This window comes from Paenibacillus sp. GYB006 (genome assembly GCF_036577645.1).
Taxonomy (GTDB): domain Bacteria; phylum Bacillota; class Bacilli; order Paenibacillales; family Paenibacillaceae; genus Paenibacillus.
Window position 1 is genome coordinate 131,433 of the sequence record NZ_JARBDA010000006.1, and the last position, 15,926, is coordinate 147,358.

The following is a 15,926-nucleotide window of genomic DNA, read 5'->3' on the forward strand; positions in this document are numbered from 1 at the left end:
TGAAGCTTTCACGGTGTTCGAAAGCGAATGTAAATACTTGTTAAAATAACAATATTTATTGTAATATATCACATTTTCGCATGAATTGCCCAGACTATGATTATCGCTTACGTGAGCGACGGATGACCCAGCGGATGAGCTGATACAGTACAAATATGACTCCAAGCAAAATAAGCGTCCGGGTCAGCGAACGTTCAACGATCTGAAATACTTGCTTCCACTGTTCACCAAACACGTAACCAATAGAGAAAAATACAGTGACCCAGATGGCTGTGCCTGCGTAGGCGTACGTTGCTACTGTACGGTAAGGGAGACGGATAATGCCGATGAAATAGCCGATAAATTGTCTCACGCCGGGAACAAAAAAGACGTATAGCAACAGCTTGTCCCCATATTTATCATATCGTTTCCTTGTCTTCTCTAGGAACTCCGGATGAATAGACAGCCATTTTCCAAACCGATATACAAGCGGAGTTCCAAACCGATAACCAATACTATATGTAATCGTTACACCTAGAATGGCACCTGCCAGGGCAAATAAATAAGCAGGAAGCCAGTGCAGCAGACCTAGGTATACTAAATATCCCGTATATGTTAACGTACTATTTCCCGGAGGAATGGGCAAAGCAATAAAATCTAAAGGCAATCCGATAAGTAATACATAGTACCCGTATTGATCGAACAATCTTTCTACTACATCAATCAGATTCATGAAGTCTCCTTATGTACAGAAATAAATGTATTTTCTCTTCTAGAAATAGTAATCCAAATGTAGAACTTTAATCAAGTTTACCCTTCTGCCTTTCAAAAGAATCATAGAGAAAAGCAGAAGGTTCTTGCGCATGGTTTATAGCGGATGTTTCATCACAGAAGGTGCAATCAGGGGAAGCCCCAGCGGTAAGGTTTGAATGACTTGACTGCTAAGAATATGAACGGTATCCGTATCGTTCAACCAGTACTCCGCAGCATACCTGGTAACAAACGGTCTTCGCTTCCCACGACACAGTTGAAACCATTCCGAATTTCCGTTCAGGGAATCCTCCGTAATGATACTTCCCTCGGGTAAGCCAAAAGTGTAGTTTTGCCCCCTTATTATTTCAGTAATTTCTTGTTCAGTGCTTGCCGTAATGTCCATCCCTGTAGGAATTTGGCGAAGCTCCGGTCTTGATAAAGTGACCGCTTTCTTCTGAAGCTGATGATAGTCCGCCTCTTCTCCAACAAAGCTAACGCGATGTTTCTGTCCATCAGCTAACCAGTGTAGACTTCCTGCTGTACTCTGAATCCATCGATAGTTTGGATATAGATGGTAGGCGTATTTATTTAATTCAGGAGCGTTTTTTGTTCTTCGTATTTCTTTTGTTCTCAGAACAAGTTCATGGGGATTTCCCCACTTGGCTGCATAGAACTTCGCATTATGATCATTCGTCTGCTGGAACTGATCCGCAAGTCTTTTCATACTCACACTGCCATAATGGTGAATAAAACTGTCTCCTGCCACAGCTAATTTGCGGTCTAGTAAGCGAATACGAATGTTCCAATCTTCATCTTCATAGTTTCCGATGCGATATCCTTCGTCCAAATATCCAACTTCTGAGATAAGCTCACGCCGAAACAATAGACAGAATCCCACAAGCCTGTCTGTTATCCGCCACTGAGAAGGATCGGGGACACTGTATCTTTCCGCAAATGCCCACATGTCCTGGATCCGTTGATAAGATACTTCAATCTGCTGGTCTCCTCCAATGTAATTCGTGACGGGACCCACGGCTGCGATCTGCTCATCACTCTGTAGACAATGGAGCATATGAGTTAACCACCCTTTTGTTACTACTGTATCATTGTTCAGCATGACGATATAGTTGCCTCGTGCCATCATCAGCCCGTGATTAATTCCCCCTGAAAACCCGCGGTTTTCTTCAAGAATTGTATAGCGTATCCCTAATTTTTGATTCCTTAAATAAGCTGCTGTGCCATCACTTGATGCATTGTCCACGACAATGATCTCGTACGGCACGTCGGTGTTTGCCTTTATACTGTTAATGCATTCTTTAAGATAAGCAAGCTGATTAAATGTAGGAATAACAATGCTGGTCCCATCCATGTAGTTCCCATATGATACTGTCCCTGCTTTTAGGCCCTCTTCATAGCCCAGCAGGTATCCATCTTGATAAGCAGGGTTGGATCGCTGTGTGACTGCTCCTCCTTGTTTTTGCTTCCTTTTTCTAGAGATGATCCCTTTATTGCTGAAACTTTTTTTCATACGGATTCCCCTTTTATCAGCCAGGTGCTGCTTCATTCTTTATCATTTCATCCGCAACATGACCTATATCAATAGCAACCTTTCGGTACGTTGAAGCAATCCGCTGACAGATGACGACAGCTGGGACACCCGCTGCTACAAGTGCAATATCATATTCGTATTCCAAACAGGAAGCAAGAACCTGGTCGATGTCAGAAAAATCAGAGACCGGATAGATTGTACCGGTCACATTGATTCCTTTTTCCCGCAGGACCTGCGCTGTACTTACAGCTTTGTTCCCGATCAGCAGTATGCGCCTTCCGTACAGAAGCGGTATCAAATACCCTGTGTGATACAGGCTGTAGTTTATAGTAGAAGTCGTGAGTCTCATCTCTCTGATAGGCAGCTGGTAATGCTTGAATATACGAAACATCAGCATCTGAAAAGCTGGCTTACGTGATACAGGCACCCCGATATAATCAGCAGATTTAATCGCTTCGATTAAAGACATCTGTACAGAAGCATCAGGTACAGGCACTCCAGCATAAGGTAGGAATGCCCCTAACTCATCGACTTCTGCTGGAGACATCACTGTATCATAAGCAAGACTTAGCAGCTCCCCATCACCAATCCTTACCAGCGATAACGGCCTTTTCTCAACGATTGCAGTCCACAAGAGATCTCTAACCTCCGAGATGCCTGCAAGTTGCAACATATGAGATCGATAATACTCAAGTCCTGCCTGGATTATATCTTCACAAGTGACATCAGGCAGCAGCATCCCGTCAGGCATCCATTTCTCTACGAGGGCCTCTCCACCTGAATAAATTGCTTCTCTATATAAGGAATGAAGAGAAGGTTGATTTTTTGATTCAGCTTTCACAGCCTGCTTTCTTTTATTTGTTAACTGCTTGTCAGCCGGTTGCTTAGAAGCCTTACGACGGCGCTTTGACCCTGCAGAGGTTGATCTAGAGCCGCGAAAGTTACCTCTTCCTCTCGCTTTGGCCCTTAATTTGAACAAGTTTTTATTGGAACGACTCCCTTTCTTATGTTTGGAGACTTGCTTGCGACTCATTTGGACCACTCTCCTATGGCAGCAGGTCTTTCATTTTTTCGGCGGCCTCTTGTAAAGATTCAAAAGTCCCTGCATCACTCCAAAATCCAGGAACAATATCATACTCTAATCCTCCTGCTGCGGCATAAACATTGTTCACGTCCGTAATTTCAAGTTCTCCCCTTGCCGAGGGAGCAAGTCCGCTGATGAGCTGAAATACGGAAGCATCGAACATGTAGAACCCAGTTACACTATAATCAGACTTAGGTTGATCCGGTTTTTCTTCAATATGAGAAATAAGGTTTTTGTTAGCTGTGTCAAATACAGGGACGCCGTACCTTCTCGGATCATCCACTTCTTTCAGCAGCACCCGGGCCGTTCCTTGTGGCTGTTTTGCATAAGACGCAACATAGGGACTTAGATCATCTGCGAACAGGTTATCCCCCAGCAGTACGACGAATTTCTCCTCTGGCAAAATAAATCCTTTGGCTAGATCTAGCGCTTCAGCGATTCCACCCGCCTGTTCTTGGATTCGGTAGGTAATGCTCACGCCAAAAGCTGCTCCGCTGCCTAGAAAGTCGGTGTATAGACCTGAAGACTGCTTACTTATGACCATAAAAATATCCTTTATTCCCGCTTTACGCAAAGATTTAATTCCGTACACAATCATAGGATACTTCCCGACTGGCAACAGGTGTTTATTTAAATACAGGGTAAGCGGACGAAGACGTGTTCCTGTTCCTCCTGCAAGGATTACTCCTTTCAAGTCTATCCCTCCTTCGCATCATGTGACTTATCAATAAATTGCAGTGGATCGACCTTCCACTTCTCCATATATAACATCCGATTGCGGTTAAGAATTTGCTGTAATTTATCCTTTTTTTCTTTATTAAAACTTGCACTTCCCTCATGATGGACCAGAATATTACCCAAAACGAGGAGACGATATCCCGCAAGCCGAGCACGATAACAATAATCATCATCTTCATAATGACCTGGGCTGAATCGTTCATCAAGATAGCCGATTGTCTCAAGAACCTCACGTTTGAACAAAAAACAGAGGCCTACAATCCGGTTTACTTCTAACCATTTCTGAGGGTCCGGCCTATTATGTTCAGTCACTATTTGTTGAAACTGTTCCACCGAGTGAAACTCCACCGGAATCTGCTGAATCCCACTCGCATAATTGGTGACCGGACCTACAATTCCAATAGAAGGGTCACTATAAAGTCCTTGCAAGAGCAAGGTAAGCCAGTCTTTCGTAACCGTTACATCGTTGTTAAGCAGCAGCAGCGATTCCCCTCTTGCCAACCTTAACCCTGCATTACAGGCGGCAGGAAATCCTCCATTCTTCGGTAAAGAAATGAAACGAACCTTCTCCGAAGCACAATAGCCAAATGTATCATCCGTAGAACCATCATCCACGACTATAATTTCATAAGGTTCATCCGTGTACTGACGGATGGAATCGATACATTGCTTTAGCCAACCTCTCCCATTAAATGAGGGGATCACTATACTCGTTAGAGGGTAATGGTTCATTTGGCATTCCTCCAGCGCGCTACCTCTACTCTGCTTAAGAGAGAGGCTTCGGTTATTGCCTCAGCTTCCGCATGTAAAGTGCTTAGCAGCGATGACAGAGCCTCTGCATGATCTCCAATAATCATTTGTTCCACCGAATTCCCTTTCCCCACATTCCCTATTCTGCGGCGATTTTTTGTAATGACATCAACAGATGCAGCCACCTGTACAGTGCACCCTTTTTGGATTGCTGTCGTTTGAGCAAGCGGCGGAACAACCAAGCTAGAGTATCCTATCGTTTGTATACATTTTTTTGACAGGGCGTGCGGAACAGAGATAAGGGAACTTGCACCCAGATCTCGCCTGTTCAGTACCGAATTCAGATAACTTTTCAGACGTGTTACCGCATCCTGATTTGCAAAAGACGGTAAGTAGGAACGAAGATCATTTAGAGCCATATCTACCCCTGTATCTACAGCATATAGAAAAGGAGCCAATTGTTCTGCTTTGATGACCATATCACCATCTGTGAACAATACCGTATCTGCGGTCGTCATTTGAGCACCGATCGCCCGCCCGACATCATGACCGACCCGCTCCGGCTCATAGATAATTGTCACGAGGGGGTATTCTCTCGCCAAAGCATAACTATTGTCGCTGCATCCATTGAGTACTACGATGATCTCTTGCAAAGGCAGTCTGCTTAGTTCATTTAAAACAGCACCCAGCGTTTTTTCTTCATCTGATGCGGATACAACGGCTGCAGCTGAATGCGCAAGTGGCAGCAATATAGGCAGGTTAGTACTTTTCTTTTTGAGATAAAAAGCATGCTGATAGGCTTCTGCAATCTGTCTAACTTGACCATATGGCAGGGGTTTCGTTACGGATTGAAAATACCATGACGTAAATTCCGCATGCACATTTTGTATGGATTTTGAGGACTGGCGACGCAGTTTCTTCGAAGCAGCGAGACCTGCCTTTACTCCTAGTATCCGAAGGGTCTTAGGGACAGATGAGGTGCGAGAAACATGGATTCGCTTCACGCTTTTATTTTTCCGCTTTCGCGGCTTTATCGTTTTCTTTGCAGTGGAGTTTCTCATTCTCCTCACCTCGTCTCATTCACTTCACTTCACTTCGAACTAACTGCCGATCTCGATATAGATCGGTGTAACCTGCTCTTGGACCATAGTTCTCGGTCAGCCAATGTACCGCTTCCTGATGATCTCTGAGAATAACCTCTGTGAGTAGATCTGCTCCGCCTTTGCGCCGAGATGGATTCAGCTGACCCACGGGAATAGGATGAACCGCCTGAACATTCAGATCTCTTACTATTCCTATTGCCTGTGCAAGCGGCGGAGAGCCAAGGACACTTGATCCAATCGTTTCATATGCCTTACGGCTAATCGCATGAGGAACTGCCGTCAGTGAAGCACCCCCAAGGTCGGACCTTCCAAGCATAATATTTAACACATACTTGGCTTCGACGACCGGATGAACCGGTGTGCGCTGTATCGGACCTTTATAGTCGTTAAGTGCAATATCAACACCGGACAGAACTGCCTGAACAAACGGCCGAAGCTGATGAGCCGGTATGACCATATCCCCATCTATAAACAAAAGCACACGTCCCTTTGCTGCTTCTGCTCCCACACGTCTCCCGACATCATGACCGAGCGGATCATGATAACATAACACTTGGGCTCCCGCTGTCTCCGCTCGTACGGCTGTCTCATCTGTAGAGCCGTTAGCCACCACGATTACTTCACTGGATGGATGTATTCGGCGGCCCTCGAGGACTGCTTCTGCAATCGTAGATTCTTCATTCATCGCAGGAATAATAACCGAAACTACCGGTTCATCAGAAGGAATACTCCGGGTCAGTGCCATGAATTGATCCTGCTCTAGTTGGGATACCGTCGCCCAGATGGGTCTAGCTCTCTTGCTTCTGCGTTTCTTGTTCTTACTGCCAGATCTTTTTATTTGATGGGTTCGATGAGGTGTCATGGAACCTTTCTTTGTTTTTTTTCTAATCATTCCCGGGCGTTTAGGTTCTGAATTTTTTCCTGATCCGTTTTTTCTCTTCTGCTGTCTTTCGCTCAAATCTCCCATGCGCTGTATACCTCCCTTGCAGGCCTCCAGCATATAGATGGAGTTATCACGTACATCTTATGACCATTGTCATTTTTGGAAACGGCAGTTGCCCTTCCTTTTCTGAATAACCTTCTGGGGTGAACAGATCAACATAGGGCTGTAATCTTAGCATTCTATGCTACCCTTTGGGCGGCTGACACTGTTAGTCATATCTCCTCTCTTCCCCCGCCTCTCTGCGGGTTAACTCCCAGACTCCCGAATCAGGCTTGTATCATTTCTGCGAGTTCAGCTGTTGCCCTACCCGGGCTGTTCTCTTTTTTCATAGAATAAGAAGAATAACAACTAGGACAGGAAATAAAGAGGAAGGGGTATGGTGATGAACCGTGTAGGAATTTTACTGGATTCGAGTATACTTCGGGGCATCCCTGCAGGTAGAACTAGACAGGAATGTCTTGCTTGTTATGAGCTTGCTGCTGCTAGCTATGGTCTGACTGTCTGTTATCTAAGATTAGAAGATGTGGACCTACTTGCGGGAAAATGCAAAGCTTACATTCGTAAAAATCAACGTTACCAAATTCATCATATCGAAATCCCTAAAGTAATTCACAATCGGGCCATGCATTTCTCTAAAATCAGTCATTACTTAATTGCTGGTCTCATTCAGCGCGGCATTACTATTTTTAATGTGCGAAACCGTTATGGTAAAGATGAGATTTACCGATTGCTCATGAACAACACGGAACTATCCACTCATCTGCCGGAAACAGAACTTGCATCCATCGGGGCGATTCAGCGAATGCTCGAAAGACACCGTGATTTGATACTTAAACCGGTAAGCAGCAGTATAGGAAAAGGAATCATGCGTATCATTCACGAACATGGAAATGGGAAGATTTATATCTCATCGGCTCGAGATAAAAAGCAGGTTCATTATCCGATCAAAAAAGGAAAATTGCCTCCTGAACTATACGCTCGTATTCGGGAAAAGAATTATCTAGTGCAAGAACGGATTCCCCTAGCCACCTATGTAGGGCGTCCTATTGATCTTCGTGTCTCTGTGCAGCGAGGAAGCACGGGCTGCTGGCATGTCACGGGGATGTATGCGAAGGTTGCTCCGCCGGATCATTTTGTGACCAATGTGGCTCAAGGCGGAATGGCATTGCCTTATGACGTAATTCATCCCTTCGTTCTTCCCTCGTACTCATTACCTGCTGTTGTCCAACAGATCCATCACCTGGCTGTAACAGCCGCTCGGCATCTTTCCCGTACGTTACCTGGTCTAGCTGATCTAGGATTTGATATGGCGCTTACTTCACAGGGAGAAATCTATTTCATCGAATGTAATGGCAGAGACCAGCGCTACGGTTTTCGTAAAGCAGGAATGGATAAGGAATGGCTGGAAAGTTATAAAAGACCTATAGCGTATGCAAGATTTTTGTTGGATCAGGGCTAAGGCATCCTCTGAATCTCTCTATGCAGATCATTTGAATACGAAAAAAGCTGTATTGATTTCGCCTGCGTTCTGTGTCAATATAATGCAGAGTGGCCGGGCTGTAGAAACCCGGTCTATAAGGTACGTTTTATAAGGGGGATATGCATGTCGAAACCATTGCTTCGTCTGATGACAGAGCTTTCTTCACGTAAATGGATCTCCCGGATTACCGGCACTTTTTCGAAAAGCAGCGCAAGCCGACTGCTGATTCCATGGTTTATTAAAACATATGAGATCCCTGCACATGAAGCAGAACTTTCACCCAAAGAATATCCCTCACTGAATGCCTTTTTTACGAGGAGATTACAGACCGGTGCAAGAATGATTTACGAAGAACCAAATATGCTCCTGAGTCCTGTGGACGGTAAGATTACAGCGATGAGTCCTATTACGGGAGGAACACTCCTAAATGTAAAAGGCCATGATTACACATTATCAGACCTTCTCAACCATTCGCCTCATCTTGAAAAGTATAAGAATGGCTGGGCTTTTGTCCTGTATCTCAGTCCCAAAGATTATCATCGAATCCACTCTCCCGTATCTGGAAAATTGGTAGAAAGTGAACATATACGCGGTAAAGTATATCCTGTGAATGATTTTGGTCTTCGTCATATGAGATCGGTGCTCAGCCGAAATGAAAGACGGATTACATATATCAAACACGAATTTGGTGAGATCGCGGTGGTCAAAGTCGGGGCCATGAATGTAAGCAGCATTCAATATACAGACAATACAGCAACCGCTTGGGAACGCGGAGATGAGCTTGCTTATTTTGAATTTGGTTCTACAGTGGTTCTCCTCTGTGAAGAAGGAACTTTTGAACCGAACCATGATCTTTCTCTAGGACAAAATGTGAAAATGGGGCAGCCTCTTGGCTTGTTAAAGCCTAAAAAATCACGTTCCGTTTCCACTCAACCACATACCTAAAAAAAGCAGCCGCTTTCAGGATATCCTGACAAGCTCGCTGCTTTTTATCTATGGCCAATCATCATAATATGGACTGAGATTTAATTATCATTAACGTTAGAACCATATGTCTTCTGCCGGTTTACGACGCATACGCGTGCGGAATAAATTCCACCCTTTACCCGAGCAGCAACGATTACGAATTCTCCGTATGCCGTTCACGATTACACCCTCCTCACTGTACAAGCATCTTCAATCTACTATTTCAAGTAAATACCCTGCACAAAAGAGTTTGAAACGGTCTTGTCTCACCGAATTTCGGATGGACTCTTTCCTGTGTACTGTTTAAATTGCCTGCTAAAAAAGAAAATATCTCGATATCCCAGCGCATCGGCAACTTCAGTAACATTCATACCTGCATGAACCAACAGATGCTCGGCACGTTCAATTCTCATCTTTATAATATAAGACTGTACCGAATAACCGACCAGTTCTTTAAATTTAATTGAAAAATAACGCGGAGATAACCCTGCACGTGCAGCCAAATCCTCCACACGATGGTTAATTCCCGGATGCTGCCTTACGTAATTTGCAATCTCCTGGATCGCTTGTGCAAGCTGATTACTTACTTTCCTTTCCTCAGGCTCCTCTTTGTCAACCCGAAGCAGATGAATCATCAGCTGTTTAAGGATCAGTTTGATTTCTTCCTCTCTGCCATACGAATTAGACAAGAACAAACGCACATACCTAGCCAGCATGTGTTCAAAGTCAACCGTTTCTCTCAGTTTGCGATAAGGATCAGGAACTTCCTCTACCAAACCTTCCACATCAAAATGAATATATGTCAGGACAAACGGTTTTTGTGGATTATGAGTCGCACTCGTATGGTCACCAGGTCGAAATAAAAAACAGCTTCCTTTTTGGGCAGAAAAAGGTTCATCATTCAGGATAACGGTACCTTCTCCGCTCCACACATAAAATAAATCATAGTTTTGCATCGGTTTTTCGCGCTTCTGCCATTTCCAGCCTGGCTCACAGACAATCTTGGCGACGGCGGGCAAAATCACAAAAGACGACGGTGACGCCTGTAACATGTCGTCCTTCCTCCTTATAAAAGTGGTTCCTATGTACTTTTTCTATTATAGCGTGAAACGTCTTGAAAAAAAACAGACGGCTGCAGCGATCTGTGAAGGTTCTTAGTCGAGGAACGAATAAGGATGTAGAGAACCGAACTTATAGTGAATTTTGCCCCTTCCATACAGATCTAACATAAAAGTAACGCGTTCATGCAGCCGGAGCTCGCCCCTAAAGCCTTTTTTCCGTGACGGCACTAGGTGTTGATGCTATAATATGAGGCAGTAAATGGTGACTATCCGGGCTGCGTCTTATATTAACACCTTAGAAGGTCAGAACGGATGCAATTCAAAGACTTGGAAGGATGAATAAAATGAATCCACTAGCTTTACAGCTGAACGAAAGCATTCAAGCGAGCAGTAATCATGTGTACGACATGCTCTCGAAGCTTGGCAAAGAACTTTATTATCCGAAGGAAGGTATTTTGAGTCAATCAGCAGAAGCTTCTAGCCGTGCCAAGAAATATAATGCTACAATCGGAATCGCCACTGAACACGGTAAACCGATGCACCTTCAAGTCATTCAAGAAAAATTATCTGCCTATAAACCACAGGATTTGTATCCTTATGCACCTCCTGCAGGCAAACCGGCTCTCCGGGAAGCATGGCGTAAGAAAATGCTCGAAGAGACCCCCTCTTTACAAGGAAAATCATTTGGTAATCCCGTCGCTACGAATGCACTCACCCATGGTCTCAGCATTGTTGCTGACCTATTCGTAGACGAGGGAGATGCTGTTATATATCCAGATAAAAACTGGGAGAACTACGAACTGACTTTTGGAGTTCGCAGACAGGCTAGACTCATTAACTATCCGCTGTTTAATGAGAACAATCAGTTTAACAGCGCAGGACTCAAAGAAGCTCTTCTCGCTCAAAAAGATCAAGGAAAAGCGATTGTTGTACTTAATTTCCCGAATAACCCAACAGGGTATACTCCAGGGGCTGAGGAAGGCAAAGAAATTGTGGCTGCCGTGAAGGAAGCCGCAGACGCAGGCATTAACGTGGTTGTCGTAACCGATGATGCTTATTTCGGTCTCTTCTTTGAAGACTCACTGCATGAATCCCTGTTCGGAAGTCTGACTAACATTCACCCGCGTATTCTGCCTGTAAAAGTGGACGGCGCAACGAAGGAAGAATTCGTATGGGGGTTCCGTGTTGGCTTCATTACCTATGGTCATGAAAGTGCTGATGTATTATCTGCACTGGAGCAAAAAACGCTGGGTATTATTCGGGCAACGATTTCAAGCGGTCCACACCCATCCCAGACTTTTGTACTCGATGCACTGAATTCGCCAGAATTCTCTGAACAAAAACAAGAGAAGTTTCTCATCATGAAAGCAAGAGCTAATAAAGTAAAAGCTCTGCTCGATAGTGGAAAATACAGCGGTGCTTGGGATTACTACCCGTTTAACTCCGGTTATTTTATGTGTCTCAAGCTTACAAAAGTATCTGCTGAAGAACTGCGAACTCATCTGCTGAATGAGTACGGAATCGGCACGATTGCCATTGGCGAACACGATCTTAGAATTGCATTTTCTTCCCTTGAAGAAGAGCAGCTAGAGGATCTGTTTGATCTCATTTATCAGGCTGTTCAAGATTTAATTCAGGAGTAGAATTCCACACTTCCTGTTCCAGATTCCAGACTACGCTCTAAACAATCATAAAAGGGAACTCCGTTGCTCTTCAGCACGGAGTTCCCTTTTTTTTCACACATTAAGGCGTAAGCCCAAACCCTCAAGGTACACCTGTCATACAATACGTTGTACGCTTCGTTAAGAGGCGCACGACAAACCGATTTGAAAGGGGAATGTACAATGTCTGGATCTGAAGAAAGAAGCGGATATGGATACGGTGGAGGTTACGGCGGAGGTCACGGTGATGGCAAAAGCATTGGTGCAATCCTCGTACTCTTTATCTTGCTCGTGATTATCGCTAAATCGTTCATGAGCTACAGCTACTAATCACAGACCTGTTCTTGTAACCATTACAAGACAAAAGGCCGGGATATCCCGGCCTTGTTTACTTCCAAGCGGATAAATGGCAGGGACCTATATCATCATGTTGATCCTCCCTGCACCTTCCGTTTATTCCGCATCTTCCTCGTTTGACCACTTCTTACGTTCCGAAGTTCGGAACCAGCGGGCGATGAGTATACCTATTACTAACGTAATTAAGGTCTCTACCCATCTGCCCCACCCCCCAATGAATAGAGGGATGAATAATAAGATTGCTCCCGCCATCTGTAATACATAGACAAAACCAAGTACCTGCTCTCTTCGGCTTTGTGGTGTCACAGGATAAATATGAATCCAAAACGAATCATGGTGATTTCGCCGAAGTCCAGACAGCTGAATTCCTAGCAAGAATAAGAAGAACAAATACACTCCGCTTCCCCATAAACTGCCTGCTGTCCAATATACGAATAATCCGCCAATTACCATAAGCCTTACGGTAATTCCAAGCAAATCACTGCGCAGGAACGTTTTGAAGATAAGATACTGAAATGCGGCCTGCTGTCCCCACCGAAGCCGATCAGCAAGCGGTGCCAGCCACTTCCGGGCATGAACCCGCTGACGAGAAGCAGGAACTTCCACAAACCAACCTAACGTCTTCATTGCTCGTGAACTTTGGTTTTGTTCTGTCTCGATCAGATATTCCCAGTGTACAGGCAGCTTCACTGGAAATCGAAGAGAAACCAGATATAATCCGGCAAGCAAGGCAATAAAGATCAGACTTAGCGCAAGCGAATGCCATAGAAATGCATATAAACTTACTACAATAAAGCCATATCTTAATACTCGATATCCTAATCGAGCGGACCGTGATATCATCTGCTGCTCGATCCAGCCTCCGTAGCTGGCGAAGTATTTAAGCAATAGAAGCACAATTAAGAATAGATAAAAGGGCTTCGGCTCTCCTTCACTGCGAATATAAAGCGGCCATAGAAGAATGATTAATAGAACCAGACCTACCGACTTATAGACGATCCCTCTTACAAAACTGTTCTGTAAATACAGATTCATTCGATATTCCTGAGGTCTTAGGAAGACGATATCTGCCTGCTGTAGATAGGTTCTAAAGCTGCTGAAAATTACGGGAGGAGCAAGTACAACAAGCATTACCAGACCAATCGGAAATCCTTCAGGAATATCCTGAACAAGAGCGGTATACCATGCGGAAAAAGCAATCAGGGCGAACCCCATCATCACCGCTACCCCGCTCTGCATTACATATCCTAGATAAGGAGTAATCTGATTCCAGAATGCAGAACGCCTTGTTTTCCATAGCTGCTTCAGATCCATCTTCAATCCCTGCCTTGTACAAGTTGATAGAATAGATCTTCAAGCGGAGCTTGCTTCATGCCGAACTGTTCACGCAGTTCTGTGAGTGTACCCTGTGCAATAATTTTGCCGCTGTGAAGAATGATGAACCTGTCACAGTAATTTTCAATAGTCGATAGAATATGTGAACTAAGCAAAATGGAAGCGCCCGATGCGCGAATTTCCATCATAAAATCCAGTAAAGACCGGATACCAAGCGGGTCAAGACCAAGGAAAGGCTCATCGATAATGTAAAGCGGCGGTCTAGCGACAAAAGCGCTCATAATCATCACTTTTTGCCGCATCCCTTTGGACAAATGAGAAGACAAAGTATCTTTCTTATCTCTCATTCGGAACATGTCCAGCAAATGATCAGCCCGTTCCTTAAACTCTGCTTTGGTCACATTATAAGCACGTGCTGTAAATTCCAGATGCTCCATAACGGTCATTTCCATAAACAGTTCCGGTGATTCAGGAACAAAGGCCATCCCGCTCTGATACGACTCTGGATCTTCTTCCCTTCGTTTCCCTTGAATCAGAACCTCCCCTTGCTGCGGAACCATCAGGCCGAGTATATGCTTCATGGTCGTACTTTTCCCCGCCCCGTTCAGTCCAATCAGGCCTACCATTTCACCAGGAGCCACCTGAAAATCAATATGATGCAGCACGGGTTTTTTGGCACTATACCCTCCGCTAAGATCATTAATTTGCAGAATCGGTGATTGTTCCATGATATCCCCCGCTTTCTTCTATATTAGGCTTATTGCTCTTTTTTCTTGTCCTTAAGCCATTTTGGAGCTCCTTTGTTCTTCCGATCGCGTTCTCTCTCGTTCTTGCGTCCTGGAACAGCGGAGGATTGCTCACGATCTTTCGCACTGCTTGTGCGAACCGCTGGTTTTCCATGTGAAGAGGAAGCAAAAGAAGAAGCTCCTTTTTTAGTGAATGATCGCTGAGGTCTATTGGAGGAAACGGCCGATCCATCTTTTATTTCTCCACCTTGCATTGCCCGTTCGTTCAGCTCAATGCCAAGTTCTCTAGCGAATTTACGCATGATAAAGGTCTCTTTCTCCCCAACAATGGATACAACAGTCCCCGTCTTGCCCATCCGTCCTGTTCTGCCTGCACGGTGAACATAATGATCGGAGTCAAAAGCAGGGTCAAAGTTAATAACGAGCGGTAAATCTTGAATATCAAGACCACGTGCAGCTACATCACTGGCAATGAGAAGTTTAATCTGTCCATCACGGAAAGCACTCAAAACCCGGGTCCGAGTCATTTTATCCGCATCACCGTAAAGAGCAGCAGCAGAGATACCCATGTAGTTCATTTTGGCTTCTACTTCCGAAATCGTCTCCGCATTATTAGCGAACACAATCGCTTTGGTTGGATCAAAATGACGCACCACGCGGCGAAGCATATCAATTTTCTCGCGCTCACCTGCTACAAAATACAAATGTGTCAGTCCTGTTGCCGTCATTTGCTCCGGATCAATACCAATCGAAACAAAATCTTTCATTTCACGTTCAGCGAGTCTCCGTGTTCCTTCATCCACCGTAGCGGATAAAAAGACGAGCTGGCGATCTCTGAGTGCACTGCGCAGAATATGATTCACATCACCTGCACCGCCCAGCTGAAATACTTGATCGGCTTCATCGATAACGATTGTTTTGACCTGATGCATTTTGAGTTTACGTACTTCAATTAATTCACGAACTCGGCCCGGTGTCCCTACGACAATCTCCGGATGCTCTTTCAGCTTTTCGATCTGACGTTTGATGGCAGCACCGCCAATAAGGCCGAGTGTCTTAATTCCCTTATATGCGCCGTACACTTCTGCTTCTCGTACAATTTGCATAGCAAGCTCTTGTGTCGGAGCAAGAATGACTTTTTGTGTACCTTTTACATTCGTATCTACCGTTTCCAGAAGCGGCAGTAGGTACGCTAATGTTTTTCCAGTTCCGGTCTGGGAACGAGCAAGGACATCTTTTCCTTCACGTATCACAGGAATCGTCTGTTCCTGTACAGGAGAAGGCGCTGTAATCCCTTTATCCGAAAGCAATTGTATTAAATCCGGGTGTAACCCGAGTGAATCAAAACTTGTTGTCATTTTTAATAGTCCATCCTTTGTTTGAAAATCGATTATATTTCATTATATGCGAAAACAGGCGCT

General features: G+C 44.6%; 15 protein-coding genes. 4 read left to right on the forward strand and 11 right to left on the reverse strand.

The features are described from left to right. Nucleotides 1-100: 100 nt before the first annotated feature. From PV403_RS15570 to PV403_RS15600, 7 genes are all read right to left on the reverse strand, one after another. Nucleotides 101-712 (reverse strand): DedA family protein, encoded by a 612-nt coding sequence (locus tag PV403_RS15570; RefSeq protein ID WP_213533989.1) that lies wholly within the window; start codon nucleotides 710-712, stop codon nucleotides 101-103. Nucleotides 713-847: 135 nt separating this feature from the next. Next, the gene (locus PV403_RS15575) at nucleotides 848-2,260 is read right to left on the reverse strand and encodes a glycosyltransferase family 2 protein (RefSeq protein WP_213533991.1); all 1,413 of its coding nucleotides are present in this window, start codon (nucleotides 2,258-2,260) and stop codon (nucleotides 848-850) included. Between the two features lie 16 nt (nucleotides 2,261-2,276). Continuing rightward, a complete protein-coding gene (locus tag PV403_RS15580) occupies nucleotides 2,277-3,314 on the reverse strand; it encodes a GT-D fold domain-containing protein (RefSeq protein ID WP_213533992.1) in 1,038 nt (345 codons plus the stop codon). Nucleotides 3,315-3,327: 13 nt separating this feature from the next. Next, complete coding sequence (locus PV403_RS15585) at nucleotides 3,328-4,059, reverse strand: sugar phosphate nucleotidyltransferase (RefSeq protein ID WP_213533994.1); 732 nt, start codon at nucleotides 4,057-4,059, stop codon at nucleotides 3,328-3,330. Nucleotides 4,060-4,061: 2 nt separating this feature from the next. After that, nucleotides 4,062-4,835, reverse strand: coding sequence for a glycosyltransferase family 2 protein (locus PV403_RS15590; protein ID WP_213533996.1), 774 nt, complete (start codon nucleotides 4,833-4,835; stop codon nucleotides 4,062-4,064). Next, nucleotides 4,832-5,914, reverse strand: a complete 1,083-nt coding sequence (locus tag PV403_RS15595; RefSeq protein WP_213533998.1) for a glycosyltransferase family 2 protein — start codon at nucleotides 5,912-5,914, stop codon at nucleotides 4,832-4,834. Before PV403_RS15595 ends, PV403_RS15590 begins: the two co-directional genes overlap by 4 nt. Nucleotides 5,915-5,933: 19 nt before the next feature. Then, nucleotides 5,934-6,923 (reverse strand): glycosyltransferase family 2 protein, encoded by a 990-nt coding sequence (locus PV403_RS15600; protein WP_332085226.1) that lies wholly within the window; start codon nucleotides 6,921-6,923, stop codon nucleotides 5,934-5,936. A 352-nt stretch (nucleotides 6,924-7,275) separates the two neighbouring features. Here PV403_RS15600 and PV403_RS15605 point away from each other — a divergent pair, with 352 nt between their 5' ends. Together PV403_RS15605 and asd are read left to right on the forward strand one after the other, a co-directional pair. Beyond that, on the forward strand, nucleotides 7,276-8,358 hold the full coding sequence (locus PV403_RS15605; RefSeq protein WP_332085227.1) for a YheC/YheD family endospore coat-associated protein: 1,083 nt from the start codon (nucleotides 7,276-7,278) through the stop codon (nucleotides 8,356-8,358). Between the two features lie 144 nt (nucleotides 8,359-8,502). Further along, a complete protein-coding gene (gene asd / locus PV403_RS15610) occupies nucleotides 8,503-9,324 on the forward strand; it encodes an archaetidylserine decarboxylase (RefSeq protein WP_213534002.1) in 822 nt (273 codons plus the stop codon). A gap of 287 nt (nucleotides 9,325-9,611) precedes the next feature. Here the strand turns inward: asd and PV403_RS15615 are convergent, their stop codons facing one another. Beyond that, nucleotides 9,612-10,397, reverse strand: coding sequence for a helix-turn-helix domain-containing protein (locus PV403_RS15615; protein ID WP_213534004.1), 786 nt, complete (start codon nucleotides 10,395-10,397; stop codon nucleotides 9,612-9,614). A gap of 353 nt (nucleotides 10,398-10,750) precedes the next feature. Between PV403_RS15615 and PV403_RS15620 the strand changes: the two genes are divergently transcribed. Next, nucleotides 10,751-12,049, forward strand: coding sequence for an aminotransferase class I/II-fold pyridoxal phosphate-dependent enzyme (locus PV403_RS15620; protein WP_213534006.1), 1,299 nt, complete (start codon nucleotides 10,751-10,753; stop codon nucleotides 12,047-12,049). A gap of 201 nt (nucleotides 12,050-12,250) precedes the next feature. Continuing rightward, nucleotides 12,251-12,397, forward strand: coding sequence for a sporulation protein YjcZ (locus PV403_RS15625; RefSeq protein ID WP_191802052.1), 147 nt, complete (start codon nucleotides 12,251-12,253; stop codon nucleotides 12,395-12,397). A 123-nt stretch (nucleotides 12,398-12,520) separates the two neighbouring features. On the opposite strand, the gene PV403_RS15630 is transcribed toward PV403_RS15625, so the two are convergent. From PV403_RS15630 to PV403_RS15640, 3 genes are read right to left on the reverse strand one after another with little or no spacing between them, the layout of a single operon-like run. Next, entirely contained in the window at nucleotides 12,521-13,738 is a 1,218-nt protein-coding gene (locus PV403_RS15630; RefSeq protein WP_213534007.1) for an ABC transporter permease, read from the reverse strand. A 2-nt stretch (nucleotides 13,739-13,740) separates the two neighbouring features. Beyond that, entirely contained in the window at nucleotides 13,741-14,487 is a 747-nt protein-coding gene (locus PV403_RS15635) for an ABC transporter ATP-binding protein (RefSeq protein ID WP_213534009.1), read from the reverse strand. Between the two features lie 29 nt (nucleotides 14,488-14,516). Then, nucleotides 14,517-15,863 (reverse strand): DEAD/DEAH box helicase, encoded by a 1,347-nt coding sequence (locus tag PV403_RS15640; RefSeq protein ID WP_332085228.1) that lies wholly within the window; start codon nucleotides 15,861-15,863, stop codon nucleotides 14,517-14,519. Nucleotides 15,864-15,926: the final 63 nt, after the last annotated feature.

What these genes read in the sequence shown, in the direction of transcription:
- PV403_RS15580 (WP_213533992.1), bottom strand. Translation starts at nt 3,314, where the DNA reads ATGAGTCGCAAGCAAGTCTCCAAACATAAGAAAGGGAGTCGTTCCAAT.
- PV403_RS15630 (WP_213534007.1), bottom strand. Translation starts at nt 13,738, where the DNA reads ATGGATCTGAAGCAGCTATGGAAAACAAGGCGTTCTGCATTCTGGAAT.
- PV403_RS15590 (WP_213533996.1), bottom strand. Translation starts at nt 4,835, where the DNA reads ATGAACCATTACCCTCTAACGAGTATAGTGATCCCCTCATTTAATGGG.
- PV403_RS15620 (WP_213534006.1), top strand. Translation starts at nt 10,751, where the DNA reads ATGAATCCACTAGCTTTACAGCTGAACGAAAGCATTCAAGCGAGCAGT.
- PV403_RS15640 (WP_332085228.1), bottom strand. Translation starts at nt 15,863, where the DNA reads ATGACAACAAGTTTTGATTCACTCGGGTTACACCCGGATTTAATACAA.
- PV403_RS15595 (WP_213533998.1), bottom strand. Translation starts at nt 5,914, where the DNA reads ATGAGAAACTCCACTGCAAAGAAAACGATAAAGCCGCGAAAGCGGAAA.
- PV403_RS15605 (WP_332085227.1), top strand. Translation starts at nt 7,276, where the DNA reads ATGGTGATGAACCGTGTAGGAATTTTACTGGATTCGAGTATACTTCGG.
- PV403_RS15570 (WP_213533989.1), bottom strand. Translation starts at nt 712, where the DNA reads ATGAATCTGATTGATGTAGTAGAAAGATTGTTCGATCAATACGGGTAC.
- asd (WP_213534002.1), top strand. Translation starts at nt 8,503, where the DNA reads ATGTCGAAACCATTGCTTCGTCTGATGACAGAGCTTTCTTCACGTAAA.
- PV403_RS15615 (WP_213534004.1), bottom strand. Translation starts at nt 10,397, where the DNA reads ATGTTACAGGCGTCACCGTCGTCTTTTGTGATTTTGCCCGCCGTCGCC.
- PV403_RS15600 (WP_332085226.1), bottom strand. Translation starts at nt 6,923, where the DNA reads ATGGGAGATTTGAGCGAAAGACAGCAGAAGAGAAAAAACGGATCAGGA.
- PV403_RS15635 (WP_213534009.1), bottom strand. Translation starts at nt 14,487, where the DNA reads ATGGAACAATCACCGATTCTGCAAATTAATGATCTTAGCGGAGGGTAT.
- PV403_RS15575 (WP_213533991.1), bottom strand. Translation starts at nt 2,260, where the DNA reads ATGAAAAAAAGTTTCAGCAATAAAGGGATCATCTCTAGAAAAAGGAAG.
- PV403_RS15625 (WP_191802052.1), top strand. Translation starts at nt 12,251, where the DNA reads ATGTCTGGATCTGAAGAAAGAAGCGGATATGGATACGGTGGAGGTTAC.